Raw genomic sequence first — 26,024 nt, forward strand, 5'->3', positions numbered from 1 at the left:
GGCTACGCCGCGAGGGCGGCCGATCTGTTGAACACGATGGTCACCCGCGTTCCTTTGCCGGGGGCAGAATCCACCTCGAACCGGGCTTTGGCATTTTCGGTCAGCGATTGAGCGATCAGTGCTCCGAGCTTGCCGGGTTTCGGCCAGGTCTCGCCTTCGCTCGGTTTTTTCGGCTTCGGCGGACATTCCAAGCTTTCGATGTTTTCGGCGGGGGGATTATGGTCAATATCAGGTCACTCGCCAACTGCGAAGTCCGCTCATTGCGCCGTGCGGCCAGGAATGGCGGACAGCCGAGTTCATGAATGAGAAGCGTCTGAAAGTTCAGCTGGAGTGGCTCTGCTCGATCAGGTGGTATTTGTACCGGTCGCGAATATGCTCGTTGAAGAACCGGCCTTTTGATGAGGATTTGCGGAACGCGGCGTGGACCTGCGGCGGCACGTCCTCGTAATCATAGCGGTTTCCGCTCGGGACGAACCATACGGAGAGGATCCTCGTCGCCGGTTGGTAATCGATGCTTCTGATCGCAGTTGAAGGCATTCTCAACAGGTCCAATCCACGCCGTCGTGTGAATAACCCTGCACGGAGAGCGAAGTTCCTTGCTGCCGAAGCAGCCTTGCCGCTACGGGCCGGCTTCACCAAATACGGTTGATGCCATCGCCCAAGACATCGGCTGCAGCCCGCCAGGGCGATCTCTTTGCCGCCGCCGACGACCTGCCGGAAGGATTCCGCTACCGGCCCGAACTGATCACGCCGGACGAACAAGCAGCGTTGGCGAGCCAGCTCGCAAGCCTGCCTTTTCAGGCCTTCGACTTTCACGGCCATCTGGCAAACCGGCGGGTGGTCGGTTTCGGGCTGCGTTATGATTACGACCGGCGCGAAGTCGTCGAGGCACCGCCGATACCCGGCTTTCTGCTGCCGCTCAGGGAAAAGGTTGCAGCCTTCGCCCGCCTGCCCGCCGAGACCTTCGTGCAGGTGCTGATCAACGAGTACCGGCCGGGCGCCGGTATCGGCTGGCACCGCGACAAGCCTCATTTCGAGGCCGTCGCCGGGGTTTCCCTGCTGGCCGCCTGCAGCTTTCGCCTGCGGCGGAAAAGCGGCACGCGATGGGACCGCAAGACGGTCACCGTCGAGCCAAGATCGGCCTATCTGATGACGGGTGCTGCGCGCAACGAATGGGAGCACAGCATTCCGCCGGTTGCGGAGCACCGCTATTCGATCACGTTGCGCACGCTGCGGCCGCAACGCGCTTAAAGCAGAGCGGTGAGGAAGCCCGAGCACTGCCCTAAGAACTGGGCTGAAACAAATTCATCCGTCGCCATGCCGGCCGGCAAAGTCCGCCAACATGGCGCGCTGGCCTTTCAGGATCTTGAGGTTGGCTTCAGGCAGGGAGAACCAGCCCGCTTTGTCGACTTCGGCAAATTCCTTCATCGAGCCGGACCTTGGCGGCCATTCCATGACGAAGGTGTTGCTGCTGATGGCGTCGCTGTCGAAATCCGTCTCGACGCACCATGCGATGACGAGCTTGCCGCCCGGCTGCCTGTAGCTGCCAAGGCTTTCGAAATCCCCGTCGATGGCAAGACCGAGTTCCTCTTCGGCCTCGCGTTTTGCCGCCGCCAGCTCGTCCTCGTTCTCGTCGACCAAGCCCTTCGGGATCGACCATGCGCCGTCGTCCTTCTTCGCCCAGAATGGTCCGCCCGGATGCACCAGCAAGACCTGGAGATGTCCTTCCCTTCGGCGAAAGATGAGCAATCCTGCGCTGCGTTGGGCCATTCCGCTATTCCCCTGACGAAAATGAAACAAACGTCCGGGCCGGCATATGGAACAGCCTGCCATGGCGGAACGATTTCCGCGCGCAGCCGTTCCGTCCGTTCGACAAATGAGTGATCGACATGGCGACGCCGCGAGCTGCCTGGAAGGGCTTTATGAAAGTCGGATCGGTTTCCTGTGGCGTCAAGATCATGGGTGCCGTCAGCGAGGCCGAGAAAGTGCATTTCAGGATCCTGAACCGCGAGGACGGTCTCCCGGTCAAGAGCGCCTATCTAGACGAGGAGACTGGCGACACGGTCGAGGCGGCCGAGCAGGTAAAAGGCTATGAGGTCGAAAAGGGTGAGTTCATCCATATAGAGCCGGACGAAATCAAGAAACTGAAGATGGTATCGCAGCATACGCTCGAGATCGGCGAGTTCGTGCCTGCCGCCGAAATCGACGCACGCTACCTCGAAAAACCCTACTATCTCGTTCCGGCCGACGCGCCCTCCACGGAGGCTTTCGCGGTGATCCGGGACGCCATGGCCAGGAAGAAAGTGGCAGCCCGCTCCTGCGTCGTGCTGTACCAGCGAGGCCGAGAGGTGCTGATCCAGCCGCTGGGCAAGGGCATGGTAATGACGGAATTACGCAACCACAATGAAGTGGTCGCGGCGGACGCGGTGTTCGAAGGGCTGAAGGCTCGCAAGGTCGATCCCGAGATGCTGGAAATCGCGCAATTGCTGATCGACAAGAAGCCCGCCAAATTCGACCCGTCGAAGTTCGACGATACTTATGAAAAGGCGCTGGTTGCAATGATCGAGGCCAAGCGCAAGGGCAAGAAACCGCCCAAGCCGGCACCTGAGCCCAAGACGAACGTCATCAATCTCGCCGATGTTCTGCGCAAAAGCCTGGCGCAGGAAGGCGGCAAGGCTCCCAGCAAAAAGCCGAGAACGGCCCCAAAACGCAAATCAGCCTGAATGTCCGAAAGCGGATCGAACGGAACCGAAAACGCTCGCGCGCATTTAGATGACGTAGCAATCCGTCGGCAAGCCAAGCGGAGCGGGGGACTGGTGGACGTCGTTGAACTAAGGACTGGCGGGATCCCGCAAGTTTCCTCCGCCGATCTGATGCAGGCGTTGCCTGTGGCCGTCTACACCACCGACAAACAAGGCTACATCACCTTCTTCAACGAACCCGCTGCCGATCTCTGGGGATATCGTCCGGTTATCGGCCAGGATCGCTGGTGCGGGTCATGGAAGCTTCGCCACCTCGACGGGCGGCCGATGGCGCATGACGAGTGTCCAATGGCCGTTGCGTTGCTCGAGGAGCGGGACGTTCGTGGGGGCCGAGCCATCGCCGAGCGGCCGGACGGCCAACTCATCCCGTTCAGTGCGCATCCGGTCCTGCTTCGCAATGAAGCCGGCGAGGTTGTCGGCGCCATCAACACCCTGCTCGACCTGCGCGTGCAGACGCTGGCCGACGACGCCGGCATAAGGCTCGCCGCCATCGTCGAATCCTCGATGGACGCCATCGTGTCCAAAGACCTGAACGGCATTATCACCAGCTGGAACGACGCGGCACAACGCCTGTTCGGCTATACGCCCGCCGAGGCGATCGGGCGCCCGGTGACGATCCTCATCCCGCCCGACCATCTGGATGAGGAAGCCATGATCATCAGCCGCATTCGCGCCGGCGAACGGATTCCCTCATACGAGACTATCCGGCAGCGCAAGGACGGCACCCTGGTTCCGGTTTCGCTCACCATCTCGCCGATACGCGACGGCATCGGGCGTATCATCGGCGCCTCCAAGATCGCGCGCGACATCAGCCCCCACAAGGAAAGCGAACGGCGCATCCGCACACTCATGCGCGAAGTCAACCATCGCGTTAAAAACCAGTATTCGGTGATCGTCTCGATGATCCGCGAGACCAGCAAGCTGGCGGGTACGCCAGAGGCCTTCCTTTCACGGGTCCGGGAACGCATCATGGCCCTTTCGGAATCGCACGACCTCCTGGTCGATGCGGAATGGCGTGGCGCGACCATCGGCGAATTGATCCATGCACAGACCAAGGCCTTCGCGACACAGGCCCGTCTGTCGATGAGCGGGCCGACGATCATGCTGCAGCCGAACGCCGTGCAATATCTCGGCATTGCCTTTCACGAGCTGGCCACCAATTCGGTAAAACACGGAGCGCTGTCGCACCATGACGGACGGGTCGAGGTCGAATGGACCGTGACCCCAGCCGCCGATGGCAGCGACGGCTTCCGCCTTGTCTGGCGGGAACTGGACGGACCATTGGTGGATGAAAACACGCGACGCGGTTTCGGAACGGTTGTGCTCAAACGCGTCACGCCGCAGGCGCTCAGCGGCACCGGCCGCCTGGAATTCGCCAGGCACGGCATCACCTGGACGCTGGAAGCGCCGCTGCGCTTCGTTCAGATGTCGATGGCTGGCATCGCGGCTGATTGAAGGCCGCTACACCGGCCGCGGCTTGGCGGCCGTGTGGCAACGCAATCCCTTTGGTAGCAATCAGGAGGAGCAGCGATGAGTTGGCTGGGCACCTGGCGGAATCAGTACGGGTCGGTGGTCGAACTGACCACCGAAGAGGGCGGACGGATCAGCGGAACCTTCAGGACGGCGCTAGAGGACAGCGCCTTCTTCGGCATGACCGTGCCGCTGTTCGGAGCCTGCCATGGAGACGTCATCGGCTTCACCTGCGCGGCCGAAGGGCGGGTCGGAGCCGCGGCGGTGAGCTATACCGGCATCCTCAGGAACGGGAAGCTGGAGATGCTGTGGCACACCGTTGCGGATGCCGCTCTGTCGGCGGAACAGGAAGGTGCCCCGGCCCGTGCCAGGAAACTCCCCGCCTGGCGCGCGTTTGGAACCAGCCTCGACAGTTTTGAACGCGTCTCCTGACTATCGCGCCCGCCGCCGCGGCATTCAGCTCGCAAGTGAGGCAGCAGGGTTCCCGCGGTGCATCGGAACTCGCGCTGACGATGGCGCGTTAGCCGGGACATGCGCTGTTCGTTACGGGGTCGACCCAATGAGCGTGCTTTATCGCGCAGCGAAAATCGCCGAACAGGCTCATGCCGGGCAGACGGACAAGACAGGGCGGCCTTATATCGAACATTGCCGCCGGGTCGTCGATGCCGTCGAAACGCTCGACCAGAAAGCCATCGCCTATCTTCACGACGTCGTCGAAAAAGGCGACGGCTGGAACCGCGACCGGCTTGAGGCGGCCGGGTTCGGGCCGTCCATCGTGTCTGCCGTCGACGCCATGACGCGGCTGCCAAACGAGGATGATGCCGCTTTCGTTCGCAGGGCCGCGGCCAATCCGTTGGCGTTGCCAGTCAAGCGCGCCGATCTCGCCGACAATCTATGGCAGGCACGGCAGATCGGTGCCTCGACAGCGAAATACGAAGACGGCCTGCGCATTCTCAGGGAAGAGTTCGCGAGCTGACGGACAGCTGGCGGCTGTCGCCGATGTGGGTTTACTCGGTGACGTGCGGCGTGTGCCGCTTGTCTTCCGCGGGATCGGCGTCGATCCGCGCCCTGCCGGGATCGAACGCACCATGGCGGGCGATCGCCAATGCCGGGGTGTCGGGCGTCTCGTAGGCCCACATGAAGTCTTCTGCCGACGAACCGACCGCATGAACACGCCAATAGCTTGCCGTGCCCTTCAGCGGGCCGTGGCTCGTCGTGTTCGTCTTCTCCAAGAGGTCGAAATAGATGTCCTCGAAGGGTATGTAGAAAACAGGATCATGGCCGTCTTCATAGAGCAGCTTTGCCCGCTCGCTCGACGCAATAATGGCATCGGAGAACCGGACGGTCACGGTTCCATCAAACGGGACAATCCTGAGCGGGCCTGGGCGGGGGGCGGAATCTGCGGCTAAGGACTGCATTCGACTTCTCCGTTGACTGCGCTGCCTTCCCGAAACGTGTTGTTGCCCGTCAGGGTTCCAGACCGCGGGCGCGCCGAGGCCGGGTGGTGGAACGGTTTTGCAAGGTCGTCGTTGTTTCAGACCTCCGCACGCGCCATAATCGCAATGGCCGCCACTCACCGACTCAACAGCAAATGGATAACATGCTGGATCGATCGCCTACCCTTCCAAGGTCGCTTGGCGCTGCGCTGCGAAGGGAAGTGCCGCGGTTTGCGGCACCCGGCAATGAAATTTCATGCACTACGGTCGCATCCTACAATGTGCATAAATGCGTCGGCACCGACGGCAGGTTCGATCCGGAGCGGGTCGCGGCCGTGGTCAAGGAACTCGACGCCGATATCATTGCTTTGCAGGAGGCCGACGAAAGAACCGGAAGCAGGCAGGGATTGCTGGATCTCGCAGCACTCGAGCGCGACAGCGACCTCGTCCCCACACACATCCCGGAAAACCGCCGCAGCCATGGCTGGCACGGAAATCTGATCCTGGCACGCCGCGGCGTGGTCGAAAGCGTGAACCAGATCCGGCTGCCCGGCCTCGAGCCGCGCGGTGCGGTTATCGCGGACTTGGAACTGAAGGGCGTCTCCCTCAGGATCATAGCCGCACATTTCGGCTTGCTGCGGCGGTCGCGCTCGCAGCAGGCCAACGCACTTGTCGAAGCCACGCACCCGGTTCTGCGGCCAACAATCCTGCTCGGCGACCTCAACGAATGGCGGGTCCGCAACAGGTCTTCGCTGCTGGCCCTGCTGCCGCATTTCGGTCCGATCGATGCGGTTCTGCCGAGCTTTCCGTCGCGCTTTCCGCTGTTTGCGCTCGACCGCATCCTGGCCAGGCCGCCGCACCTGATTTCCAGCATCGAGGTGCACAAGACGCCGCTGGCGCAGCGCGCCTCCGACCATCTGCCCATCAAGGCCCGCCTGAACCTTGACGCGATAAGGCAGCCGCGACTGCAACCAGAATGAACCTGGAGGGTTGTTAGTCAGATTCAGATCGTTTGCTTCGCTGATATTTGCCGGTGTATTTCATGGATACGGCCATTTCGCGGGTTGCCCGGGACAAGATCGCGGCCGGCGATAGCGGGCTGCTGCTGATCGCCGACAATTATGATGCATTTGCCGCACGAATCCTTGCCGCGCGCAGTGCCACCAGCAGCCTCGACTTGATGTACTATCTCTGGCACGACGACCATAGCGGCCGGCTGCTGATGCAAGAGGTCGTCAGGGCGGCGGAGCGCGGTGTCCGCGTCCGCATGCTGCTGGACGATATAAATCCGCGCAACAGCGACGCCGCTTACCTGGCGCTCAACAGCTACAAGAACATCGAGCTGAGGCTGTTCAACCCCAGCGGCATGAGGAACGGCAGCATCTTTCGCTCGCTGGAGATGGTCGCCCGGCTGTTTGCGATGACCCGCCGCATGCACAACAAGGCCTGGATCGCCGACGGGAGCCTGGCCATCGTCGGAGGAAGAAATATCGGCGATGCCTATTTCGACGCCGCGGAGACAAATTTCCGTGATCTCGACCTGTTGCTTCTCGGTCCTGCCGTTGGGCAGACGATGCAGATCTTCGAGGCGTTCTGGAATTGCGAGGCGGCAAAGCCGATCCAGCTGCTCAACCCGGCTGCGGTGGGCTCGCGCGCCGATTTCCTCGATAATCTCGATGCGTCGATGGACGGCCAGCTTTTGAACAGCCTCAGTGCCTGGCGCACGATCACGGAGTTCATTGCGGCGCATAACGAGGTCTGCTGGACGAAAGGCGTTCGCGTCATTTCCGATCCGCCGGAAAAGGTGCGCGGCAAGCGGCGCAGGAACTGGCTGACCAAGGAGCTGCTTCCCGCTATCGCGGCGACCAGACAGCGGCTCGAAATCGTCTCGCCCTATTTCATCCCCGGCCGCACCGGGTTGGCCATCCTGTCGAAGCTGGTGGACCGTGGCGCCGAGGTTGCAATCCTGACCAACTCGCTCGCCGCGACGGACGTCGCCGCAGTGCACGGCGCTTATGCCAAATACCGCCGCAAGCTGCTTAAAAAAGGTATCCAGCTTTTCGAATTGCAACCCTTCAACCGCCAGGCCAACATCTCCGTTTTCGGCTCAAAGGGAGCCAGCCTCCATACCAAGGCCTTCACGGTCGACGATACGCTCGGGTTTGTCGGTTCCTTCAATTTCGATCCGCGTTCGGTGTCGTTGAATGCGGAAATGGGCGTGCTTTTCCACGATGCCAATCTGGTGATGGAGTTGCGCCGGCTGTTCGAGCACGAAAAGTCGCCGCAGACGAGCTATCAACTGGTCCTGGACAAAGGCGCCGTGCGGTGGCTCGGCATCGCGGATGGCGAGATGCGGCAATGTTCGCGTGAACCGGAGGCCAGTCTCTATCGGCGTATCGTTGCAGCGTTGGTTGGCTGCCTGCCGATCGAATCGCAATTATAGAAGCGACGGATTTGTCGGAACGCAACTCTTTGTCGGAACGGAAATGCGGGACCACGAGTTGTAACCGTTGTCCGGAGCATGCCGATGAAGACCACGATATACAGTTTTCTTGCCGAGCTCTTGCCGTTCTGGATGGCGCATAAACGCAAAATGCGCGCCGACCGCGCCGCTGAGCGGCCGACACGACCGGCTGCTGCCGATGACGATGGTCGGCCGACAAGCGATCCGAATCGAGCAACACCGGCGCGTCGGCGCAACACGTCTTAGGGCGGGATGCTTTCAAATTAGATCCCGCTCCAACTGTCTGGTTAGACGCAATTCCGCGACGCCAAGTGATTCCATTTGGCTGCAGAAGCTCCAGTTCCTAAGCGATCACGCTATCGTCAAGTATCGCTACCCGAAATCCGGCGTTGCCAAGCATCCATTTTGCAACACGTACGTTAATGTGCACTACAGGGTTGCCGCTATAGGTGAGCGCCATGAGCGACAGTGCGATAGAATTCTTGCAGGACTGGATCCACGAAAACGTTCATGTGCCGCCGCCTCCGATCAAGCTTGAAAGGGAGGCGGAAATCCTCGCCAGGGAATGCAAGGAAGAGGCGGCCGACGCCGGCGTACCCATCGAAGACATCGAGGAAGAGGTTGGCGACCTCAAGGATCTGCTCGTCGCCAAGCTCGAAGACGCAGCCGAGGACGAGGCCAGGCAACTCAACGGCCATGGCCAAAAGATTTCTACGTCGGCGGCCGAGCAAATGCCGGCCCTGTAAGGCCGGTCCGAGCGCAGGCAAGGCATCACGAGGTGCGCCGCTTCGGCCTATTGTCCGATCAGCGTCAGCCCGAACAGGATCATCAGCCAAAACCCGGCAGCAGCGACCGCAAGACGCGGCAGGACGCCGTCGCTGGCCAGATGCATGAACAGGATGGCGATGACGGCGGTCTTGGCCGCGGCGATCACCAGATTGAGTGCCGAATTGAAGCCGCCGAGCGCGAGGAAGGACGAGCCGACGGTCAGGGCCAGCAAGGCTAAAAGCCCTATATAAGCAAGCGTGAGTTTGCGGAACTCGCTCATCTGTTGATCAGATAGAGGACGGGGAACAGGAAGACCCAGACGATATCGACGAAATGCCAATAGAGGCCGATTGCCTGCACGCGCCGGAACCGGCTGGCCTCGATCGTGCGTGGCCACAGCGCGAGGATGCCGCCGATGACGATTACGCCGCAAATCAGATGCAAGGCGTGCAGTGACGTCATCGCGAAATAGAGGCCGAAGAAGAATTCGGCATGAACAGTATCCGGGCCCTTATAGATGAAAGGTGCGCCGAGCACCGGCGCCAGCCCTTCGCTGAATTCCCTGGCGTACTCCGTCGCCTTGATCGCCAGGAAGACGACGCCGAGCAGCGCCGTCGCAGCCAATGCCCAGCCAGCGGCGCGCCATCGCCGCGCGGCCGTGTACATATGGGCGAGCGCCATAGCGAAACTGCTGGTGATCAGGACGACGGTGTTGGCCGTGCCCAACGGCAGCGACAGATGCTTCGCCGCGCCGGCGAAGGCGTCGCCATAACTCAACCGGGCAAACATGAAGACGAGCAGGATGGCGCCGAACAGCATCACCTCGGAGCCGATGAACACCCACATGGCGAAGCTGTCGGCTGCCGTTTCGCGAGCCGGCCGGTCGAAGGCGATGCTTGTCGTTGGTGACTTCAAACCAGATCCTCCACCGGGTCCGACCGTTTCTCGGTCAGGCCTTTCATCGGATAGTCGTAGGCTGGTCTGGTGACGGTCGGCATGCGATCGAAATTATGCGCTGGCGGCGGCGAGCTTGTTTGCCATTCCAACCCGGTCGCTCGCCACGGATTGGCCGGCGCCTGCGCGCCTCGAAACAGCGACCATGCCAAGTAGAGGAGCGGCATCAGATAGCCAATCGCCAGCACCACGGCGCCAGCCGACGACAGGATGTGCCAGAAAGCGAATTCCGGCGGATAGGTATGGTAGCGCCGCGGCATGCCCAGAAAGCCGAGCACATATTGCGGAAAAAAGGTCAGGTTGAAGCCGATGAAGGTCACAGCCGCGGCTATACGGCCCCAAACCTCCGAATACATTCGGCCGGTGAGTTTCGGCCACCAGAAATGCAGCCCTGCCATGTAGGCGGTCACCATGCCGCCTACCATGATGTAGTGGAAATGGGCGACGACGAAATAGGTGTCGTGAACGTGGACGTCGATGGCGAGCGCGGCAAGGAAAAGGCCGGCCAGCCCGCCGAAGGTGAACAATGCCAGGAAGAACAGCGCATAAAGCATCGGCGTCTCGAAGCTGATTTCGCCCTTGCGCAGCGTCAGGCTCCAGTTGAAGACCTTTATCGCCGATGGGATCGCGACGCAGAAGGACAGGAACGAAAACACCACGCCGGCATAGGCCGACTGCCCGCTGACGAACATGTGGTGGCCCCAGACGAGAAAGCCGAAGACGGCGATCGCCATCGAAGCCAGGGCGACGGCCTTGTAGCCGAACAGCGGCCGGCGGCTAAAGCAAGGCAGCACTTCCGAGACCACTCCCATGCCTGGCAGGATCATGATGTAGACGGCGGGGTGCGAGTAGAACCAGAACAGATGCTGGAACAGCAGCGGATCGCCGCCGAGGTCGGGATTGAAGATGCCGATGCCGAAAACGCGCTCCAGCACGATGAGGATCAGCGATGCTGCAAGCACCGGCGTCGCCAGCACCATCACCAGGCTGGTGGCGTACAGCGTCCAGACGAAGATCGGCAGCCGGAACCAGGTGAGGCCAGGCGCTCGCAAGGTGTGGACGGTGACGATGAAATTGATGCCGGTCATGATCGTCGAAAAGCCGACGATGAAAACGCCGAATGCCGCGGTCGAGACAAACCCGTTGGCATAGAGCGTCGACAGCGGCGTGTAGAAGGTCCAGCCGGTGTCGACGCCGCCCAAAACCACCGAGGCGAGCGCGAACAGGCTGCCGAACATGAAGACGTACCAGCTTGCCAGGTTGAGCCGGGGAAAGGCGAGGTCGCGCGCGCCGATCATCAGCGGCAGCAGGAAATTGCCGAGCGTTGCCGGGATCGACGGCACCAGGAAGAACCACACCATGATGATGCCGTGCAGCGAAAACAGCCGGTTGTAGACATCGTCGGAGACCAGGTCGCCGGCCGGCGTCGCAAGCTCGATGCGCATCAGCACGGCAAAGGTTCCGCCGAGGAAGAAGAAGGCCGTCAGCGAGACGAAATAGAGCCACGCCACCCGTTTGTGGTCTGTTGTCAGCAGCCAGGAGCGCGGCCCGGCACCTTCTGCGAGATAGCTTGCCGACGCCAAATCGCTGCTCATTGCGGCGCCTCGTTTTTTGCCGCCGGGAACGAGGGAGATTGGAGCGATAGGGATTTGAGATAGGCCATCAGCATCTGCAGTTCGGCTTCGTCAACGAGACCGTCGAAGCTCGGCATCACCGGCTGGTAGCCGGCGGCGATTTCCTTGTTCGGGACAAGGATCGAATCGCGCAGATAGCGTTCGTCGGCGATGACCGTCTGCCGGTTGGCCAACGCCACCGGCTGGCGGAAAACCCCATCGAGGCCGGGCGCCCGCACTTTGCTGGAATTGCCGTGACAGCCGGAGCAGCCGAGCGCGCGGAACAGTTTCCCGCCGCTCGTGGCAAGGCTTTCGCCTTCACCTTGACTGCCGAGCCATGATGCATATTGCTCCGGCGCCACCACCGTCACCCAGCCGCCCATCTCGGAATGCTGCGTGCCGCAATATTCGGCGCAGAACAGGTGATAACGCCCCGGCTGCGTGGCGATGAACCAGACATTGGCCGTGCGTCCGGGAACGGCATCCTGCTTGACCCGAAAGGCTGGCACGTAGAAGGAGTGGATGACGTCCTGTGATGCCAGCGACACCACCACCGCCTTGCCGACCGGCACGTGCAGCTCGTTGATCTCGCGCTGGCCGCCGGGATGGCGGAATTCCCACATCCATTGCTTGCCGAGGCCGGCGATCTCGACGGCGTCCGGTGGCGGACGGTCGCGCCGGACAAAAAGGACTGCGCCCCAGCCGAAGAAGATGAAGGCCATCACCAGGCTGGCAATGGTCCACGCCATCTCCAGCGGCAGGCTGCGGGCACGCGCCCCTGTACGGTCGGCTGCGGAGCCGATACGATATTTGACGGCGTAGCCGACAACGAGAACGGTCAGGAACAGGCCGAGCGCGACTGCGAAAGCCAGCAATGTGTAGAACAAGGCATCGACGCTGCCTGCGATGGACGAGGCTTCCTGCGGGAAAAACCGGATGCCGAAGCTCACGCCCGCCTCCCGCGCGCCAGCAGTATGGCCGTCGCCAACCCCACCACCATCACGATGCTGGCGAGCTTCAACGCAGCCCAGATCGCCGGCGTATATCGCCCCTTGGACGCATCGAAGCCGGCGCAGAGCAGGAAGACATGATCGGCGATCGAGCCGAGCCTGCCGGAAGATGCCTCGACAAGGGCAAGCTCAAGATCGCGCGGCGTGAAGCTCAGCGCCGGCAGCACCTGCGCTATCCGGCCTTTTGGCGTCAGCGCGATGACCGCGATCGGATGGGCGAATTGGTCGATCCGGGCGCGGGTGTCGAAACTGATGCCGGCTTCCGCGGCAAGGGCGCCGCCGGCGCCGTCGGCACTGGTCAGGAACCGCCACGCCGACAGGTTCCTCGCGTCGGCCGCCGCGGCGACCGTGGCTTGCGCATCGCCCGCATCTTCGGGCGTGTCGGCGGCATCGATCGAGACGAACAAAGCGCGATAGGTGTCGGGGTCGAGCGAGGTCTTTTTCAAATCCGAGGCGACCGCCTGTTGGGTCACACCACAAAGGTTCGGGCATTTGTCGTAGCCGAAAATCAGCAGCGCCGGCCGGCCGGCAAGCATTTGGCCGATCGTGCGCTGCTCGCCGGACGCATCGCGAAACACCCGGTTGAGGCTGAGCTGCGCGCCGATCTCGGGATCGAAGGCCGGGCGTGCGAAGGCCATGGCCGGCAGTGCCGCGAGAAGGGAAAAAGCGGTTAGCCAGGCCTTCACGGCCGGCCTCCCTGGGCTGGCGCGGTCCGGCAGCGAGCGGCCTGTGGCGCGCGTGGTATCTCGGCCTCGACCAATCGGCAGTCGGCGCCGGCGGCCGGCGCCGGCTGCCCCCAGTTCGGCAAACCATGGCTGACGATCGCCCACATGGCGTCCTCGATCGGAATGCGGGCAATGCCGGCGGTGCGGTCGACCCAGCCGACCTTGTTCAGCTCCTGCTCCTCCGCCTTGCGGAAGGCAGCGAGGTCGTCTTCTGGAAAGCGCTGCAAGGCTGGACTGGCCCGGTTGCCGACCGATGATGGCCCCGGCAGCGGCCCGAACGGCCTGGTGTCGAAGACGAGCCCGAGGACGATGACTGTTGCGGCCAGGAGCAGCAGCAGGCCGGCCGCGAAGGCAAGCAGCGCGCCCGGCCAGACGTCGCGCGTTTCGGGATGGCGGGCTGCCCTAGCCATGGACCGGCCTCCGGCACCAGAGGGCGATCCGGTCCGGCCGGCCAAGCACGAAAAGCAGCAGCGCAAGCCAGAGGCCGCCAGCTCCTGCCAGCGCGGCAAGATCGTACCAGAATGCGATCACATTGCCGTCCGCCAACGGCGGTCTGATCCGCCAAAGGACATCGACGTAGTGGCCAGCCAGCACGATGCCGCAGATCGACAGCAGGCCGGCATGGCTGCGCTTCAGATCCCGGCTGAGCAGCCCGGCAAAGGGGACCGCGAATTGCAGCGCAATCAGCAGCCAGAGCAGATACTGCCAGCCATTGCTGCTGCGGATGAGGTACCAACGGATCTCGTTTGGCAGGTCGCCGCCCCAGGTCACCAGCCATTGCATGAACGACAGGTAGGTCCACAGCAGCACGAAGCCGAACAGCATGTTGGCCAAATCCTCGCTGAGCGCGACATCCTCCTCGCCGCCCGCCATGACCTCGATCGAGCGGTTAACACACAGTACCGTCATCGCCAGGGCGTAAGCGCCGACGACTTCGGCCGACGCTTCCAGCAACGCATAGATGGTCGAGGAGAACTCCGGCTCCAGCGAGAGCATCCAGTCGATGGCAAAAATCGTCACAGCCAGCCCATGCGCAATCAATCCAGCGGCATAGGCCTTGCCGCGGCCGGCGCTGCCACGACCGCTATCGGTCGTTGTCCAGTCAAGCACGCGCCACGCCAGCACCAGCCAGATCGCGGCGCAGGCGGCAAAGCGCAGCAAAAAGAACGGAACGTTCAGATAAGAGAATTTCTGGCGCACCGTCTCGGGCAATGCAGCCGCGTCGGCACTCGCCCAGGGAAAGACCAGGTCGAGCCTGAGCAGAACCGGCAGCAGCAGAAGCAGCGCCAGCGGCAGCGTCGCGACGAGAGCGCGCAGCGGCTGGCGGATTGCCTCGCCCCAGCGGCCGCCGGTCAGCCCATGCACCATCAGGATGGTCAGCGCGCCGAGCGGCAGGCCGAGCAGGAAGAGCGCCGCAGGCAGCCAGCCGGCCAACATGGCTCTGAAGTCGAAGGCCAATCCCGTGGCGCAAAGCACAAGTCCGACGGCGGCCACGGCAAGCGCCGGCAAAATCAAACGTTCGGTGGCAAGCCGCATCATCGCCCGCATCATCGATCCGGCTCCGCATTGAGCTCGGCACGGAGGCTTTCCGGCAGCTCGGCAATTGGTGCATCGCGCGAATATTGCAGGGCGCGGATATAGGCGACGATCGCCCAGCGGTCGGCAGGCGGGACACGCGCCGCGTAGGAATACATGGCGCCATAGCCGTTGCTGATGACGTCGTAGAAATGCCTGTCGCTCGCCTTGCGCAACGCGTGCTGGTGATAGGTCGGCGGCGCCGGAAAGCCCCGCTCGACGATCATGCCGTGGCCGTCGCCGGCGCGGCCGTGGCAAGGCGAACAGAAGATGTCGAAGCGTTGCTGGCCTCGCCGCAGCAGCATCATCGTGACCGGATAGGGAAAAGTGTCGGGTACCGGCGAAAGATCGGCATCGCGTGCGACCGTGTCCTCGACCGGCGCCCGCGCCGACATGCCGTCGGCGAACTGGTTGCTGCTTTCGAGCGGATCGTAGCGCGGCTGGTCCTCCATGTCCTGCCGGCAGCCGGCGACCAGCAAGGCTGCCGACAGCAGGATCGTGCGCATGTTCACGCCTCCACCTCCTCGACGGTTTCGGCGCCGAGCCGTGTCAGCTGGCCCTTGGTCACGCCCTTGCGGAACTTCGGATCGGCGGCCTCGACGAGCAGATAGAACTTGCCGCCGCGCGCATAGGTGAAGCTCGTGGCGTTGAAGACCGGGTGGTAATATTCGGGCAGGCGATTGGCGGCCAGCATGCCGAAGAATGCGGCCAGCGCAGCGCCAAGTATCGCGGCCTCGAAGGCGATGACGAGAAAGGCCGGCCAGGAATGCAGCGGCCGGCCGCCGACATTGAGCGGAAAATCGATCTCGACCGAATAGAGGATCAGGCCATAGACAAACACCGCGCCGACGATGGCGCCGCCAAGGATGGTCCATGGCAAGCGCGTCTTGCGCATGCCGAGCATGTCGGCCAGCCCATGCACATGGAACGGCGAGAACGCGTCCATGCGCCGGTAGCCGCGCGCCCGCATGGTGCGGACCGCCTCGGTCAGCGCTTCGGGATCGGCGAAAGCCGCAATGACGCCGTAAAGGCTCATCTTGCGCCGCCCCTCTCCCCGGCCAGCTCCTCGACCTCGAAAATGGTGATGGCCGGCAGGACGCGGATGAACAGGAAGACCAATGCGAAGAAGGTGCCGATCGAGCCGAACAGGATGCCGAAGTCGAGCCATCTCAGTGATTGTTCGCCCCAGGACGACGGCAGGTAATCGCGGCTTGGCCCGGTGACGACGATGACGTAGCGCTCGATCCACATGCCGACATTGATGATCAGGGCAATGGCGAACAGCACTGGCATGTTGAGGCGCACCCGCCGGAACCAGAGCAATTGCAAAACAGCGCCGTTGCAGGCGAGCATGGTCCAGAACAGCGGCGCATAGGGTCCGAAGGCGCGCTGCCACATCATCGTGCGCTCATAGGTTTCGCCCGAATACCAGGCGAAGAAAGCCTCGGAGGCATAGCCGTAGATGACGATCATGCCGGCGGCGATCATCAGCTTGGCGGCATTGTCCATGTGCCGCAGCGTGATCAGATCCTGGACCGAAAACGCCCAGCGCAGCGGGATGGCGATGGTAAGCACCATGGCGAAGCCGGACAGCAGCGCGCCGGCAACGAAATAGGGAGGAAAGATAGTCGAATGGAAGCCCGGCGTGATGGCGAAGGTGAAGTCGAGCGAGACGATCGAATGCACCGAGACGACCAGCGGCGTGGCCAGTGCCGCCATCAGGAAATAGACCGTCTGGTAGCGCGCCCAATGAAAGGCCGAACCGCGCCAGCCGAGCGCCAGTATCCCGTAGAACAGCTGCGCCGGGCGCGATTTCGCCCGGTCGCGCAGGACGGCGAGATCGGGCAGCAGGCCCATATACCAGAACATCAGCGAAACGCTGGCATAGGTGGCGATCGCCGCGAAATCCCAGACCAGTGGGCTGCGCCATTGCGGCCAATGCATATGCGTGTTGGGTAGCGGCAGCAGCCAGTAGAAGAACCACGGGCGGCCGAGATGCAGGATCGGGAAAAGCCCCGCCATTGCCACGGCAAACAGCGTCATCGCCTCGGCAAAGCGGTTGATCGAGGCGCGCCATGGTTGGCGCAGAAGCAGAAGCACCGCCGAGATCAGCGTGCCGGCATGGCCGATGCCAATCCACCAGACGAAATTGCCAATCATCGTGCCCCAGACAACCGGAATGTTGACGCCATAGGCGCCAACGCCGACCGAGATCAGATAGGTAATCGAATAGAGAAAGATGAGGACGAAGACGAAGCAGGCGAAAAACGCGGTCCAGAAATAGCGCGGCAGCCTGCCGTTGAGGACGATCGCACTGATACGGCCGCTGATCTCCGGAAGGTCGTGCCGGCCGCGCAGAACGGGCAGTGCGCCCGGTTTTCCAGCAATAGCCTCAGCCATCGGCTTTCCCGCCTGGCGAGAGACGGCCGTTGATATTCCTGATCTTGCCGAGATAGGTGGTGCGGGGTCGCGTGTTGAGGTCCTCGAGCAAGGCGTAGTGTTGCGGCGCTGCTTTTTCCTGCACGACAGCGGCGCCCTTGCTGTTGAGGTCCCCGAAAACGATCGCCTGTGTCGGGCAGGCCTGCTGACAGGCGGTCACCACTTCGCCGTCGGCGATGTGGCGGTTTTCGATCTGCGCCTTGATGCGTTTTTCGGAAATGCGCTGGACGCAGTAGGTGCATTTTTCCATCACACCGCGCGAACGGACGCTGACGTCTGGATTGTGCGCGGCCTGTTCCGGTCCGGCCGCATCCTTGTCGAATTCCTGGAAGTCCAGGAAGTTGAAGCGCCGCACCTTGTAGGGGCAGTTCTGCGAGCAGTAGCGCGTGCCGATGCAGCGGTTGTAGACCTGCGCGTTCAGCCCGTCATGGGTGTGGGTGGTGGCGTTGACCGGACAGACGACCTCGCACGGCGCCTTCTCGCAATGCATGCAAGGCACCGGCTGGAAAAAGACGTCGGGATCGTCGAGCGGGCCGGAGTAGTAGCGGTCGATCCGCAGCCAATGCATCTCATGGCCGAGTGCCGACTCGTCCGGCCCGACGGTGGCGATGTTGTTTTCCGCCTGGCAGGCAGAAACGCAAGCCATGCAGCCGATGCATGCCGACTGGTCGATCGACATGCCCCAGGCTTCCTGGCTGTATTGCCAGTCGGGATAGAGCGATCCGGTTGGCGCGGGCGGGGCGCCGTCGCGCACGAAGTGTGGATTTTTGCGGAAGGCCTCGAGCGAGGCATGGCGAACGATCGCCCTGCCCTCCATCGCCTGATGGTGTTGCGTGGTGATGACCCGCGCACTGCCGTCCCGCGGCGCGACCGTGGCGCCATAGACGATCCAGGGAGCCTCGAGGCTTCGCAGCCTGTACGCGTCGTGGCCGTCGGCGAGTGCTGCCACCGAACCGAGCTTCCGGTCGAAGCCCAGAGCAAGTGTCACGGTCTCGTCGGGATGGCCAGGCATGATCCAGACCGGCGCATCGATGTCCGTGCCGTTCGAGGCGATATTGACGACCCGGGCGTTTTCCACCTGAAGCCGCCCCGCCGTCGCTGGCGATATCAGCGCTGCATTGCCCCAGACGATCTTGCTCAGTGGCCGCGGCAATTCCTGCAGCCAGGACGAGTTGGCATTGCGTCCGTCGCGCAGCCAGGGATCGGCGACGAAACGGATTTCGACGCCTTTGGCCGCTTCGACGCGCGGGTTCAGGCCGCGCAAATCCGCCGGCATCGCAACATCGACTGGAGTGCTGGCACTTCCGGATACAAAGCCGTCGCGAAGCGCCTTTCGCCACGCGGGATCGTCCAGTGCTTGCGCCCAAGTCGTTTGTGCCCATGTCCGGCGGACGAGCGGCAGCGCAGAAACAGCGAATTCACCGCCAAGCACGGCCAGGATTTCATGCACCGCCCGCCCCTGGTAAAGCGGCCTGATCAGCGGCTGCACGATCGACGCGGTTCCGTCATGGGCGCGCAGGTCACTCCAGCTTTCGAGATCATGCGCAGCAGGGACATGCCAGTGTGCGGCGAAGGCGGTTTCGTCGCGGTAGAGACCCCAGTGGACAAGAAGCTTCAGCTGCGAAAACACGTCGCGGACATCGAACCCCGCAGGTGCGGTGTGGAGAGGATTGGCGCCGAGTATGACAACGGTGTCGATATCTCGCGCGGCGATCGCCTGGCAAAGTGCAGCGAGGTCGCCCTCGATGGGCATCGCGTCGGGCGGCTCGATCAGTTCCACGGTGTTGCCAAGCGCACCAAGCCGCGCATTCATGGCAAGAGCCGCGGCATGGACGAACGGTGTTTGATGGACGCCCGGCACGATCAGCGCCGAGCGGCCGGCCGCCTTCAGATCGTCCGCAGTGGCAGCCAGCCAGGCCGGGTCCAGTGCCAAGGCGCTTGGCGCCGCTTCGCCGCCAAGCACCGCGCTCAGCGCCGCGGCGACGGCTTCGACCTCGCTCGGCCGCACCGGCCTGCGGTGATCGGCGGCAGCGCCGGTGATCGTCGGCGTCGATTCCACCGCATAGACCCGGCTCATCGTATCGTCCGCCCGGCGCACGCGACGCCGCGCGGCAAAGTCACGGGCGTAAGCGAGACGGCCGGGGCCCTCGCCCAGGAAATCCGCGTCGAGACTGACAATCGCGTCGGCGCGATCGAACCGGTAGACCGGTGCAAGCGCCCTGCCGAAAAGGGTCTGCGTGGCTTCGGCGCCGGACGGCGTTGCCAGGGGATCGTGCTGGAACAGCCTCAGCCTGGGGTAGCGCGCGCGCAGCGCCTCGAGCTGCGCCTTCATGGTGGGCGAGGTCGTCGCCTCGATCAGCAGCGCCGCGCCGGCACCGCCTGAGCCGGCCAGCCGCGAGGTGAGCTCGGCCATGTCGGCAAGGAAGTCGCCATAGGCCGCCGGTTCGCCGTGTTTCAGCGGCATGCGCGAGCGATCGGGGTCGAAAAGCGACAGCACCGCCGCCTGCATGATGGCGTCCGTCGCACCGCGCGAGGCCGGATGGTCGGGATTGCCTTCCACCTTGGTCGGCCGGCCCTCATGGCTTTCGACCACCGCACCGATACCGTAGCCATCGCTCGAAAGCGTGGTCGCGTAATAAAGCGGCTTGCCGGGAACGATGTTTTCCGGCTGGCGGATATAAGGCAGGATGTCTTCGGCCCGGCTGCAGGCGGCAAGCCCGGCCAGCGTCAGCGATGCACCCATCAGCTTCAGCAGCGTGCGCCGGTCGAGCCGCGGGATGCGGCGCTCGGCGATCGAGGGAAATTCGGCATCGACGAAGCGGCGGAATTCCGGCGTATCGGCGAGCTCGTCGAGGCTTCGCCACAGCTCCGGGCCGGGCGAAAGCCGTTCGCGCAGGCCGGCCATGTCTGGAGCCGCGATCGGTTTGTCAGCGGTGGCAGACATAACAGTCGGTCATGGTCTCGGGGTGGATATCGAGAAGGCTGATGAGTGACCGGCGGATTTCGGCGATGCCGGCCGGTGGCTTCCAGTGCATCAGGAACACGTCCTCCGGCGGACGCAAATTAGGCTCGGGATCGCGATGGCATGCCAGGCACCATTCCATCGATAGTGCGTGCGCCCGCCGCATCAGCGGCATGTCGTCGACCTCGCCATGGCACGTCTCGCAGGCGACGCCTTTAGCGATATGGATCGAATGATTGAAATAGACGAAGTCGGGGACACTGTTCACCCGCTGCCACTGCAATGGCTGCCCGGAAGCAAGGCTTGCCCGTATCGGCGCCAGCATGTCCACGTTGGTGAACAGCTGCGAATGGCAGGTCATGCACACCTCGGTCGCCGGCAGACCCGCCGATGACGAAGTCTCGGCGCCGCTATGGCAATAACGGCAATCGAGGCCGAGCTCGCCGACATGGTGCCTGTGGCTGAACGGCACTGGTTGCGCCAACGGCCGGCCAACGCCGGTGACGAAGTCCGAACGCAAGACGGCGGTACCGCCGAGAGCCGCAAAGATCGCCATGAAACACGCGCCCCACAGAGCGAAGCGTGAAATGCCGTTGGCACTCCTTGAAAAGACCTGCGGCATCCCCTCGCCGATTTCGCATCCAGCAAACCGTATTCACCCCCCAAAGTGCCTAACTAAGGCTGCGTGGGTAAGTTCCGGCTGGAGCAGCGGAGATCACAGAATGGTTACCCCGCCCTGGCCCATCAGGTCGGGGTGACCGGAAACCATCGAACCCTCCATACGTTCGGATGAGGTCACGTTCTGTTTCACCCGGATAAGCATCATGACCATCCCCCACCCCATCCCATTCGCCGCCGGTCCGGCGTTGCCTTCTGGTGGACGATGTTCGTCGGCGCGCTGCTGACGATCCTCGGCCTGCCGATCGGAGGGGGCGGTGCCTGGCTGATCGCGCTGGGCGGATCCTGGTACTATCTGCCCGCCGGGATCGCCCTGCTGGCCGCCGGCAGCCTGCTGCTTGCCGGCAATGCCGCCGGTGTATGGCTTTATGTCCTGACCTGGCTGGCGACACTTGCACCCGGCGGACACCATTTCATGGAGACCAGGATCGGCGACGACGTCATTGCCGACGTCATTGCCTACGCATTGCCTAAAAGCTGACGCCAGACGATGACGGCTTCGCGGGACGCTTCCATCCTGATCGTCGGCGCCGGCCCGACCGGGCTGACGGCGGCAGTCGAACTGGCAAGGCGCGGCATTGCACCTCGCATCATCGACCGCAAGGAAGGCCCGACGCCGCTCGCCAAGGCGGTCGGCATCAGTTCGCACAGCCTCGACATCCTTGAACCGTCCAAAGTCGCTGCCCGATTGCTCGCCGAAGGATTGAAAATTCGCCGAGCCCGTTTCTACTTCGAAGGACGAGCGCTCGGCGAGATCGATTTCTCGATCCTGCCGCACCGCCATAATTTTCTGCTGTCGCTGCCGCAGCGCGACACCGAATCGCTGATGACCGATACGCTCAAGGGATTTGGCATCGACGTCGAATGGCGAAGCACATTTGTCGGCATGGCCGAGCACAAAGGTCGGGCCGAGGTGCGGATCGAGGCGCCAGACGGCCGTGACGAGGCAAGTTTCGACCTTATCTTCGGAGCCGACGGTGCGCAAAGCACGGTGCGTGATGCCATGAGCATCGGCTTCGATGGCTACACGCATCGGCGGCAATGGAGCATTGCCGACGCCGACATCGACGATTGGCCCTATGAGCCGATGGCCGCCCACGCATTTCTTCACAGGAACGGCGACGTCGGTTTCATCATCCCGATCGGCGAGAAGCGCCATCGCGCGGTCTCCAACACCGAGGATGCGCTGGCCCGCATCCCCGGCAATTACCGGATCACGCGGTTGTTGGGGACCGACCGCTTCCATATTCCGGTACGACAGGCGCCGCGTTATCAAACCGCATGCGTCTTCCTGGGAGGCGATGCCGCGCATGTGAATTCGCCGTTGGGCGCGCGCGGCATGAATCTCGGCATCGAGGACGCCGCGTCATTCGCCAGGCGTTTCGTCGACGGCACGCTTGCCGGCTACACAAGCGAACGCCACCCGGTGGGGCAACGGTGGATCACGCTCAGCGAGCGCATCCTCTCGCTGGCCCAATCGGACAACGGCATCATGCAAGGCGTCAGGAACGCGGCCTTCAGCGTCGTCGGCCATCTGCCGCTGCTGCAACGGCCGCTGCTGGAGCGTGTCGCCGGGCTCAAGGAATGACGTGGTCGCATCAACCTTTTCGCTGGACATGCGTTGTTGGGTTTCAAGCCAGGGAGATGACCATGCAGATAAAATCGGAAATCGCCGGCGAGGCCGCCAAGCAGCGGCATATCCAGCGCCGTATCGACGAGAAGGACAAGTCCAAATCCAATGGCAAGCAAAAAGGCGCCATGCAGGCCGGCGCCCGCAAATATCCGGAGCCGCCCTTCCCCGAGCAGCACCAGCCGAAGCCGGGCCATGAATGGGCGATCGAGCCGGCGCCGCTTTACGATGCGCCATTTTATATCGGATCGAAAAAGCTCGACGGCAAAGTGGCCGTCATTACCGGCGGCGATTCAGGCATCGGCCGTGCGGTGGCCGTGCTCTATGCGCGTGAAGGCGCCGATGTGGCGATCGTCTATCTCTCGGAGGATAGGGACGCCAAAGATACCAAAAGGGCCGTCGAAGCGGAAGGCCGGCGCTGCATCCTGATCAAGGCCGACGTCAGCGAACGCAACCACTGCCACAACGCGGTGGCTGAGATCGTGCAGGAGTTTGGGCGGATCGACGTGCTGGTCAACAACGCCGCTTTCCAGATCCACTCCAGCGATTTCAGCGAGCTGACCGAGGAGCATTTCGACACGACGCTGAAGACCAACCTCTACGGCTATTTCCACATGGCGCAGGAGGCCGTGCCGCACATGAAACCCGGTTCGGCGATCATCAATACCGGTTCAGTGACCGGCATCGAGGGCTCGAAGCAACTGGTCGATTACTCCATGACCAAGGGCGGCATTCATGCCTTCACCCGCGCGCTCTCAGGCAACCTTGTCGACAAGGGCATAAGGGTCAACGCCGTGGCGCCAGGCCCGGTTTGGACGCCGCTCAACCCCTCGGACAAGGAAGCCGGCGATGTTTCGAAATTTGGCGCCGATACGCCGATGAAACGGCCGGCCCAGCCGGAGGAGATCGCGCCGGCCTACGTGTTCCTCGCCTCGCCACACTGCTCGAGCTACATCACCGGCGAGATATTGCCGATCGTGGGCGGCTACTGACGGCATGTATTTCATTGCCCTGGCCACTGACTATGACGGCACGCTGGCGCATGAAGGGGTCGTTGCCGAGAAGACGCTTGCGGCGCTTGAACGCTTCAAGAAGAGCGGCCGCAAACTCATTCTCGTCACCGGGCGCGAGCTGCCCGACCTGAAACGCGTCTTTCCCGAAGTCGCGATCTTCGACAAGGTGGTCGCGGAAAACGGGGCGCTGATCTACACGCCGGCCAGCGAGGAGGAGCGGACGATATCCCCGCCGCCCGCCCCCGAGTTCATCGCCAAACTCAGGAAACGCGGTGTCAAACCGCTTTCGGTCGGACGCTCGATCGTCGCAACCTGGGAACCGCATCAGGCTACCGCGCTCGAGGTCATCAAGAAATTGGGGCTGGAGCTGGAAATCATCTTCAACAAGGGCGCGGTGATGATCCTGCCCAGCGGCATCAACAAGGCGACCGGGCTGACAGCCGCGCTTCAGGACCTCAGATTGTCGCCGCACAACGTCGTCGGTGTCGGCGACGCCGAAAACGACCACGCCTTCCTGCGCGCCTGCGGCTTCAGCGTGGCCGTCGACAACGCACTGCCGGCAGTCAAGGATACGGCGGATCTCGTGACACGCGGCGCGCGCGGAAAAGGCGTCGAGGAACTGATCGCCAAGGTGGTCGAGCGCGATCGCGAGCTTGTGCCGAACCGCGACGGCATTCTGCTTGGCTCGGAGGATGGCAAGGAGGTGTATCTGTCGCCAACCGATACGGTGCTGATCGCCGGCAGCTCCGGCATCGGCAAATCGACCCTGGCGACTGCACTGACGGAGCGCTTCGTCGAGAGAAAGTTCCAGTTCTGCATCTTCGATCCGGAAGGCGACTATGACGGTCTCGAAGGCGCCGTCCGGCTGGGCGACGGCTCGAACGCGCCGACGAAGACGCAGTTGCTCGATCTCCTGGAGAAGCCGGACAACAATCTGGTCGTCAATGGCCTGGCGCTGCGCGTTAACGAGCGGCCGGACTTCTTTGCCGACCTGCTGCCGGGCCTTGGCGGTGTTCGCTTCCGCACGGCACGACCACACTGGCTGATCATCGACGAGGCGCATCACCTCTTGCCGAAGCGGCGCGACGACACGCCAATGGTGCTGGCCATGGAATTGCCGGGCACGATCCTGATCACGGTTCATCCGGACGCGATCTCAACCGAGGCATTGCGGCTGGTCACCGCCGTCATCGCACTCGGCCCCAAGGCGAAAAAGGTCATCAAGACGTTCTGTCACGAGACCGGCACCGAACCGCCAAAGGACAAGGACCTGAACTCTCCAAAAGACGAGCGCGTGCTGTTCTGGCGGCCGCAGGCGCGCAAGAAACCTGCCATGGTCGAGCCGATCGAACCGCGACAGTCGCTCAAGCGGCACAGCCGCAAATATGCCGAGGGCCAGCTGGACGAGAAGGGCAGCTTCTATTTCCGCGGCCCCGACAATGCGATGAACCTCCGCGCCCATAATCTGATGATTTTCGCCCAGATCGCCGAGGGCATCGACGACAGGACCTGGGAACATCATTTGCGCGCCGGCGACTATTCCGAATGGTTTCGCCACCAGATCAGGGACAAGGAACTGGCGCGCGAAACCGCCGAAGCGGAGAAAGACGGCACACTTTCGGCGCAGGAGAGCCGCAAGCACGTCCTGGACGCGGTGCGCCGCCGCTATACCGCGCCCGCGACCGCGCCGAAGGAATAGATGCAAACGGCGCCCAGCCGGTCCCAAGCCGGCTGGGTTCACCTCGTGGTCGATCTCCGTCCCACCTCGGCAGACGGCCGAGTCCCAGTCAGTTCCAACCGTCGATGGTCCATCGTGGAACCTCATCCGCCAAACGAAATTGTGTTCTATCGGGCGCCAGATCTATTCAATGCTGAATAATTGCTCGAAAGGAGACGATGGATGAGCAACGACCGGGACAAGGATGGTCCTGTCTTTTCAGCGGAACAGGCGCGGCAGGGCGAGATCATCCTGCGGACGCGGGCGCGCCGGATCATTTTCATCGCCGGCCTAGTGGGTCTCGTCTTGCTGGCATTGCTGGTGTGGTGGATTTGAATTCCTGACGGCTGGAGCGAAATCATGAAATCACAGCTTGTTGCCGAAAGCGCCGGACAGAGAACGTTCGTCGTTGTGCTTGATCCCGGCGAAGAGGCGTTTGCGCAGCTGACGTCATTTGCAGTCGACCGTGGCGTCGGCGGCGCGTCGCTGACCGCGCTCGGCACTTTCGAAAGCGCAACCGTCGGCTGGTTCGACCCTGGAGAAAGGACCTACCGGAAAATCCCCGTCCGGGAACAGTGCGAAGTGCTGAGCGCGATCGGCGATGTTGCTATCGGCGACGACGGCAAGCCCAGCCTGCACGTCCACGCAGTCCTTGGATTGAGTGACGGCACCACGAGGGGCGGTCATCTGCTGGACGGCATCGTGCGGCCGACGCTCGAGGTCACATTGGTGGAGACGCCTGGCCATCTGCGCCGCAGGCACCGTCCCGAACTCGGCGTCGCCCTGATCGACTTGGAGGCTTGATCCG

Annotated in this window: 29 protein-coding genes and 1 pseudogene; 14 read left to right on the forward strand and 16 right to left on the reverse strand. The window is 62.9% G+C overall.

The genetic code is table 11. The features are described from left to right. Window positions 1-2 precede the first annotated feature (2 nt). Window positions 3-158 (reverse strand): annotated as a pseudogene (locus NKI52_RS05980) (histidine kinase); the annotation flags it as partial. 163 nt (window positions 159-321) lie between these two features. Then, on the reverse strand, window positions 322-537 hold the full coding sequence (locus NKI52_RS05985; RefSeq protein ID WP_352697321.1) for a KTSC domain-containing protein: 216 nt from the start codon (window positions 535-537) through the stop codon (window positions 322-324). 111 nt (window positions 538-648) lie between these two features. On the opposite strand from NKI52_RS05985, the gene NKI52_RS05990 reads away from it, so the two are divergent. Continuing rightward, window positions 649-1,251: an alpha-ketoglutarate-dependent dioxygenase AlkB gene (locus NKI52_RS05990; RefSeq protein ID WP_352684387.1), complete on the forward strand. Its 603-nt coding sequence runs from the start codon at window positions 649-651 to the stop codon at window positions 1,249-1,251. A gap of 54 nt (window positions 1,252-1,305) precedes the next feature. On the opposite strand, the gene NKI52_RS05995 is transcribed toward NKI52_RS05990, so the two are convergent. Next, window positions 1,306-1,770 carry an NUDIX hydrolase gene (locus tag NKI52_RS05995; protein WP_352684389.1) on the reverse strand — a complete coding sequence of 155 codons (465 nt, stop codon included), beginning with the start codon at window positions 1,768-1,770 and terminating at the stop codon, window positions 1,306-1,308. Between the two features lie 119 nt (window positions 1,771-1,889). Here NKI52_RS05995 and ku point away from each other — a divergent pair, with 119 nt between their 5' ends. From ku to NKI52_RS06015, 4 genes are all read left to right on the forward strand, one after another. After that, a complete protein-coding gene (ku, locus tag NKI52_RS06000) occupies window positions 1,890-2,723 on the forward strand; it encodes a non-homologous end joining protein Ku (protein ID WP_352697323.1) in 834 nt (277 codons plus the stop codon). Between the two features lie 93 nt (window positions 2,724-2,816). After that, window positions 2,817-4,217 carry a PAS domain-containing HWE histidine kinase family protein gene (locus NKI52_RS06005; RefSeq protein ID WP_352684393.1) on the forward strand — a complete coding sequence of 467 codons (1,401 nt, stop codon included), beginning with the start codon at window positions 2,817-2,819 and terminating at the stop codon, window positions 4,215-4,217. Between the two features lie 75 nt (window positions 4,218-4,292). Then, entirely contained in the window at window positions 4,293-4,664 is a 372-nt protein-coding gene (locus NKI52_RS06010) for an avidin/streptavidin family protein (protein ID WP_352577667.1), read from the forward strand. Window positions 4,665-4,791: 127 nt separating this feature from the next. Next, window positions 4,792-5,208 carry an HD domain-containing protein gene (locus NKI52_RS06015; protein WP_352697325.1) on the forward strand — a complete coding sequence of 139 codons (417 nt, stop codon included), beginning with the start codon at window positions 4,792-4,794 and terminating at the stop codon, window positions 5,206-5,208. 31 nt (window positions 5,209-5,239) lie between these two features. On the opposite strand, the gene NKI52_RS06020 is transcribed toward NKI52_RS06015, so the two are convergent. After that, window positions 5,240-5,650 (reverse strand): DUF427 domain-containing protein, encoded by a 411-nt coding sequence (locus tag NKI52_RS06020; protein WP_023677075.1) that lies wholly within the window; start codon window positions 5,648-5,650, stop codon window positions 5,240-5,242. Window positions 5,651-5,832: 182 nt separating this feature from the next. Between NKI52_RS06020 and NKI52_RS06025 the strand changes: the two genes are divergently transcribed. The 3 genes from NKI52_RS06025 (at window position 5,833) to NKI52_RS06035 (ending at window position 8,878) form a co-directional block, all read left to right on the forward strand. Further along, a complete protein-coding gene (locus tag NKI52_RS06025; RefSeq protein ID WP_023677076.1) occupies window positions 5,833-6,648 on the forward strand; it encodes an endonuclease/exonuclease/phosphatase family protein in 816 nt (271 codons plus the stop codon). A 62-nt stretch (window positions 6,649-6,710) separates the two neighbouring features. Further along, window positions 6,711-8,111, forward strand: a complete 1,401-nt coding sequence (locus NKI52_RS06030; protein WP_352637313.1) for a phospholipase D family protein — start codon at window positions 6,711-6,713, stop codon at window positions 8,109-8,111. Window positions 8,112-8,590: 479 nt separating this feature from the next. Then, complete coding sequence (locus NKI52_RS06035) at window positions 8,591-8,878, forward strand: hypothetical protein (RefSeq protein ID WP_352577673.1); 288 nt, start codon at window positions 8,591-8,593, stop codon at window positions 8,876-8,878. Between the two features lie 47 nt (window positions 8,879-8,925). On the opposite strand, the gene NKI52_RS06040 is transcribed toward NKI52_RS06035, so the two are convergent. From NKI52_RS06040 to NKI52_RS06095, 12 genes are read right to left on the reverse strand one after another with little or no spacing between them, the layout of a single operon-like run. Next, window positions 8,926-9,180 carry a cytochrome C oxidase subunit IV family protein gene (locus NKI52_RS06040; protein WP_023677081.1) on the reverse strand — a complete coding sequence of 85 codons (255 nt, stop codon included), beginning with the start codon at window positions 9,178-9,180 and terminating at the stop codon, window positions 8,926-8,928. Next, a complete protein-coding gene (locus NKI52_RS06045; RefSeq protein WP_352577674.1) occupies window positions 9,177-9,815 on the reverse strand; it encodes a cytochrome c oxidase subunit 3 in 639 nt (212 codons plus the stop codon). Before NKI52_RS06045 ends, NKI52_RS06040 begins: the two co-directional genes overlap by 4 nt. Further along, window positions 9,812-11,449, reverse strand: coding sequence for a cytochrome c oxidase subunit I (gene ctaD, locus NKI52_RS06050; RefSeq protein WP_023677083.1), 1,638 nt, complete (start codon window positions 11,447-11,449; stop codon window positions 9,812-9,814). The genes NKI52_RS06045 and ctaD overlap by 4 nt, the downstream gene beginning before the upstream one ends. Continuing rightward, window positions 11,446-12,417, reverse strand: coding sequence for a cytochrome c oxidase subunit II (gene coxB, locus NKI52_RS06055; protein WP_352697327.1), 972 nt, complete (start codon window positions 12,415-12,417; stop codon window positions 11,446-11,448). The genes ctaD and coxB overlap by 4 nt, the downstream gene beginning before the upstream one ends. Beyond that, window positions 12,414-13,163, reverse strand: a complete 750-nt coding sequence (locus tag NKI52_RS06060; RefSeq protein ID WP_352577676.1) for an SCO family protein — start codon at window positions 13,161-13,163, stop codon at window positions 12,414-12,416. The genes coxB and NKI52_RS06060 overlap by 4 nt, the downstream gene beginning before the upstream one ends. Then, window positions 13,160-13,612, reverse strand: coding sequence for a hypothetical protein (locus NKI52_RS06065; protein ID WP_352577677.1), 453 nt, complete (start codon window positions 13,610-13,612; stop codon window positions 13,160-13,162). The genes NKI52_RS06060 and NKI52_RS06065 overlap by 4 nt, the downstream gene beginning before the upstream one ends. Beyond that, window positions 13,605-14,753, reverse strand: coding sequence for a hypothetical protein (locus tag NKI52_RS06070; RefSeq protein ID WP_352697329.1), 1,149 nt, complete (start codon window positions 14,751-14,753; stop codon window positions 13,605-13,607). Before NKI52_RS06070 ends, NKI52_RS06065 begins: the two co-directional genes overlap by 8 nt. Continuing rightward, window positions 14,750-15,283, reverse strand: coding sequence for a c-type cytochrome (locus NKI52_RS06075; protein ID WP_023677088.1), 534 nt, complete (start codon window positions 15,281-15,283; stop codon window positions 14,750-14,752). The genes NKI52_RS06070 and NKI52_RS06075 overlap by 4 nt, the downstream gene beginning before the upstream one ends. Window positions 15,284-15,285: 2 nt before the next feature. Beyond that, the gene (locus NKI52_RS06080; RefSeq protein WP_023677089.1) at window positions 15,286-15,813 is read right to left on the reverse strand and encodes a DUF3341 domain-containing protein; all 528 of its coding nucleotides are present in this window, start codon (window positions 15,811-15,813) and stop codon (window positions 15,286-15,288) included. Further along, the gene (nrfD, locus tag NKI52_RS06085; RefSeq protein WP_352697331.1) at window positions 15,810-17,177 is read right to left on the reverse strand and encodes an NrfD/PsrC family molybdoenzyme membrane anchor subunit; all 1,368 of its coding nucleotides are present in this window, start codon (window positions 17,175-17,177) and stop codon (window positions 15,810-15,812) included. Before nrfD ends, NKI52_RS06080 begins: the two co-directional genes overlap by 4 nt. Continuing rightward, on the reverse strand, window positions 17,170-20,160 hold the full coding sequence (locus NKI52_RS06090) for a TAT-variant-translocated molybdopterin oxidoreductase (RefSeq protein WP_352697333.1): 2,991 nt from the start codon (window positions 20,158-20,160) through the stop codon (window positions 17,170-17,172). Before NKI52_RS06090 ends, nrfD begins: the two co-directional genes overlap by 8 nt. Continuing rightward, window positions 20,144-20,734: a cytochrome c3 family protein gene (locus tag NKI52_RS06095; protein ID WP_352697335.1), complete on the reverse strand. Its 591-nt coding sequence runs from the start codon at window positions 20,732-20,734 to the stop codon at window positions 20,144-20,146. The genes NKI52_RS06090 and NKI52_RS06095 overlap by 17 nt, the downstream gene beginning before the upstream one ends. 327 nt (window positions 20,735-21,061) lie before the next feature. On the opposite strand from NKI52_RS06095, the gene NKI52_RS06100 reads away from it, so the two are divergent. From NKI52_RS06100 to NKI52_RS06125, 6 genes are all read left to right on the forward strand, one after another. Continuing rightward, complete coding sequence (locus NKI52_RS06100) at window positions 21,062-21,337, forward strand: hypothetical protein (RefSeq protein ID WP_051406139.1); 276 nt, start codon at window positions 21,062-21,064, stop codon at window positions 21,335-21,337. Window positions 21,338-21,346: 9 nt separating this feature from the next. Next, the gene (locus NKI52_RS06105; protein WP_352588836.1) at window positions 21,347-22,444 is read left to right on the forward strand and encodes an FAD-dependent oxidoreductase; all 1,098 of its coding nucleotides are present in this window, start codon (window positions 21,347-21,349) and stop codon (window positions 22,442-22,444) included. A gap of 62 nt (window positions 22,445-22,506) precedes the next feature. Next, window positions 22,507-23,478 carry an SDR family oxidoreductase gene (locus tag NKI52_RS06110; protein ID WP_023677096.1) on the forward strand — a complete coding sequence of 324 codons (972 nt, stop codon included), beginning with the start codon at window positions 22,507-22,509 and terminating at the stop codon, window positions 23,476-23,478. A 4-nt stretch (window positions 23,479-23,482) separates the two neighbouring features. Next, entirely contained in the window at window positions 23,483-25,198 is a 1,716-nt protein-coding gene (locus tag NKI52_RS06115) for an HAD family hydrolase (RefSeq protein ID WP_023677097.1), read from the forward strand. A 201-nt stretch (window positions 25,199-25,399) separates the two neighbouring features. Further along, window positions 25,400-25,552 carry a peptide ABC transporter permease gene (locus tag NKI52_RS06120; protein ID WP_352457805.1) on the forward strand — a complete coding sequence of 51 codons (153 nt, stop codon included), beginning with the start codon at window positions 25,400-25,402 and terminating at the stop codon, window positions 25,550-25,552. 24 nt (window positions 25,553-25,576) lie between these two features. Beyond that, window positions 25,577-26,020 (forward strand): PPC domain-containing DNA-binding protein, encoded by a 444-nt coding sequence (locus NKI52_RS06125; RefSeq protein WP_352697337.1) that lies wholly within the window; start codon window positions 25,577-25,579, stop codon window positions 26,018-26,020. Window positions 26,021-26,024: the final 4 nt, after the last annotated feature.

Source organism: Mesorhizobium sp. M0590, from assembly GCF_040320905.1.
Taxonomy (GTDB): Bacteria; Pseudomonadota; Alphaproteobacteria; order Rhizobiales; family Rhizobiaceae; genus Mesorhizobium.

Excerpts from the sequence above, each read along its gene's own strand:
- NKI52_RS05985 (WP_352697321.1), bottom strand. The coding sequence starts at position 537 with ATGCCTTCAACTGCGATCAGAAGCATCGATTACCAACCGGCGACGAGG.
- NKI52_RS05990 (WP_352684387.1), top strand. The coding sequence starts at position 649 with ATGCCATCGCCCAAGACATCGGCTGCAGCCCGCCAGGGCGATCTCTTT.
- NKI52_RS05995 (WP_352684389.1), bottom strand. The coding sequence starts at position 1,770 with ATGGCCCAACGCAGCGCAGGATTGCTCATCTTTCGCCGAAGGGAAGGA.
- ku (WP_352697323.1), top strand. The coding sequence starts at position 1,890 with ATGGCGACGCCGCGAGCTGCCTGGAAGGGCTTTATGAAAGTCGGATCG.
- NKI52_RS06010 (WP_352577667.1), top strand. The coding sequence starts at position 4,293 with ATGAGTTGGCTGGGCACCTGGCGGAATCAGTACGGGTCGGTGGTCGAA.
- NKI52_RS06015 (WP_352697325.1), top strand. The coding sequence starts at position 4,792 with ATGAGCGTGCTTTATCGCGCAGCGAAAATCGCCGAACAGGCTCATGCC.
- NKI52_RS06020 (WP_023677075.1), bottom strand. The coding sequence starts at position 5,650 with ATGCAGTCCTTAGCCGCAGATTCCGCCCCCCGCCCAGGCCCGCTCAGG.
- NKI52_RS06025 (WP_023677076.1), top strand. The coding sequence starts at position 5,833 with ATGCTGGATCGATCGCCTACCCTTCCAAGGTCGCTTGGCGCTGCGCTG.
- NKI52_RS06030 (WP_352637313.1), top strand. The coding sequence starts at position 6,711 with ATGGATACGGCCATTTCGCGGGTTGCCCGGGACAAGATCGCGGCCGGC.
- NKI52_RS06035 (WP_352577673.1), top strand. The coding sequence starts at position 8,591 with ATGAGCGACAGTGCGATAGAATTCTTGCAGGACTGGATCCACGAAAAC.
- NKI52_RS06040 (WP_023677081.1), bottom strand. The coding sequence starts at position 9,180 with ATGAGCGAGTTCCGCAAACTCACGCTTGCTTATATAGGGCTTTTAGCC.
- ctaD (WP_023677083.1), bottom strand. The coding sequence starts at position 11,449 with ATGAGCAGCGATTTGGCGTCGGCAAGCTATCTCGCAGAAGGTGCCGGG.
- NKI52_RS06065 (WP_352577677.1), bottom strand. The coding sequence starts at position 13,612 with ATGGCTAGGGCAGCCCGCCATCCCGAAACGCGCGACGTCTGGCCGGGC.
- NKI52_RS06070 (WP_352697329.1), bottom strand. The coding sequence starts at position 14,753 with ATGATGCGGGCGATGATGCGGCTTGCCACCGAACGTTTGATTTTGCCG.
- NKI52_RS06075 (WP_023677088.1), bottom strand. The coding sequence starts at position 15,283 with ATGCGCACGATCCTGCTGTCGGCAGCCTTGCTGGTCGCCGGCTGCCGG.
- NKI52_RS06080 (WP_023677089.1), bottom strand. The coding sequence starts at position 15,813 with ATGAGCCTTTACGGCGTCATTGCGGCTTTCGCCGATCCCGAAGCGCTG.
- nrfD (WP_352697331.1), bottom strand. The coding sequence starts at position 17,177 with ATGGCTGAGGCTATTGCTGGAAAACCGGGCGCACTGCCCGTTCTGCGC.
- NKI52_RS06090 (WP_352697333.1), bottom strand. The coding sequence starts at position 20,160 with ATGTCTGCCACCGCTGACAAACCGATCGCGGCTCCAGACATGGCCGGC.
- NKI52_RS06095 (WP_352697335.1), bottom strand. The coding sequence starts at position 20,734 with ATGGCGATCTTTGCGGCTCTCGGCGGTACCGCCGTCTTGCGTTCGGAC.
- NKI52_RS06100 (WP_051406139.1), top strand. The coding sequence starts at position 21,062 with ATGTTCGTCGGCGCGCTGCTGACGATCCTCGGCCTGCCGATCGGAGGG.
- NKI52_RS06105 (WP_352588836.1), top strand. The coding sequence starts at position 21,347 with ATGACGGCTTCGCGGGACGCTTCCATCCTGATCGTCGGCGCCGGCCCG.
- NKI52_RS06110 (WP_023677096.1), top strand. The coding sequence starts at position 22,507 with ATGCAGATAAAATCGGAAATCGCCGGCGAGGCCGCCAAGCAGCGGCAT.
- NKI52_RS06115 (WP_023677097.1), top strand. The coding sequence starts at position 23,483 with ATGTATTTCATTGCCCTGGCCACTGACTATGACGGCACGCTGGCGCAT.
- NKI52_RS06120 (WP_352457805.1), top strand. The coding sequence starts at position 25,400 with ATGAGCAACGACCGGGACAAGGATGGTCCTGTCTTTTCAGCGGAACAG.
- NKI52_RS06125 (WP_352697337.1), top strand. The coding sequence starts at position 25,577 with ATGAAATCACAGCTTGTTGCCGAAAGCGCCGGACAGAGAACGTTCGTC.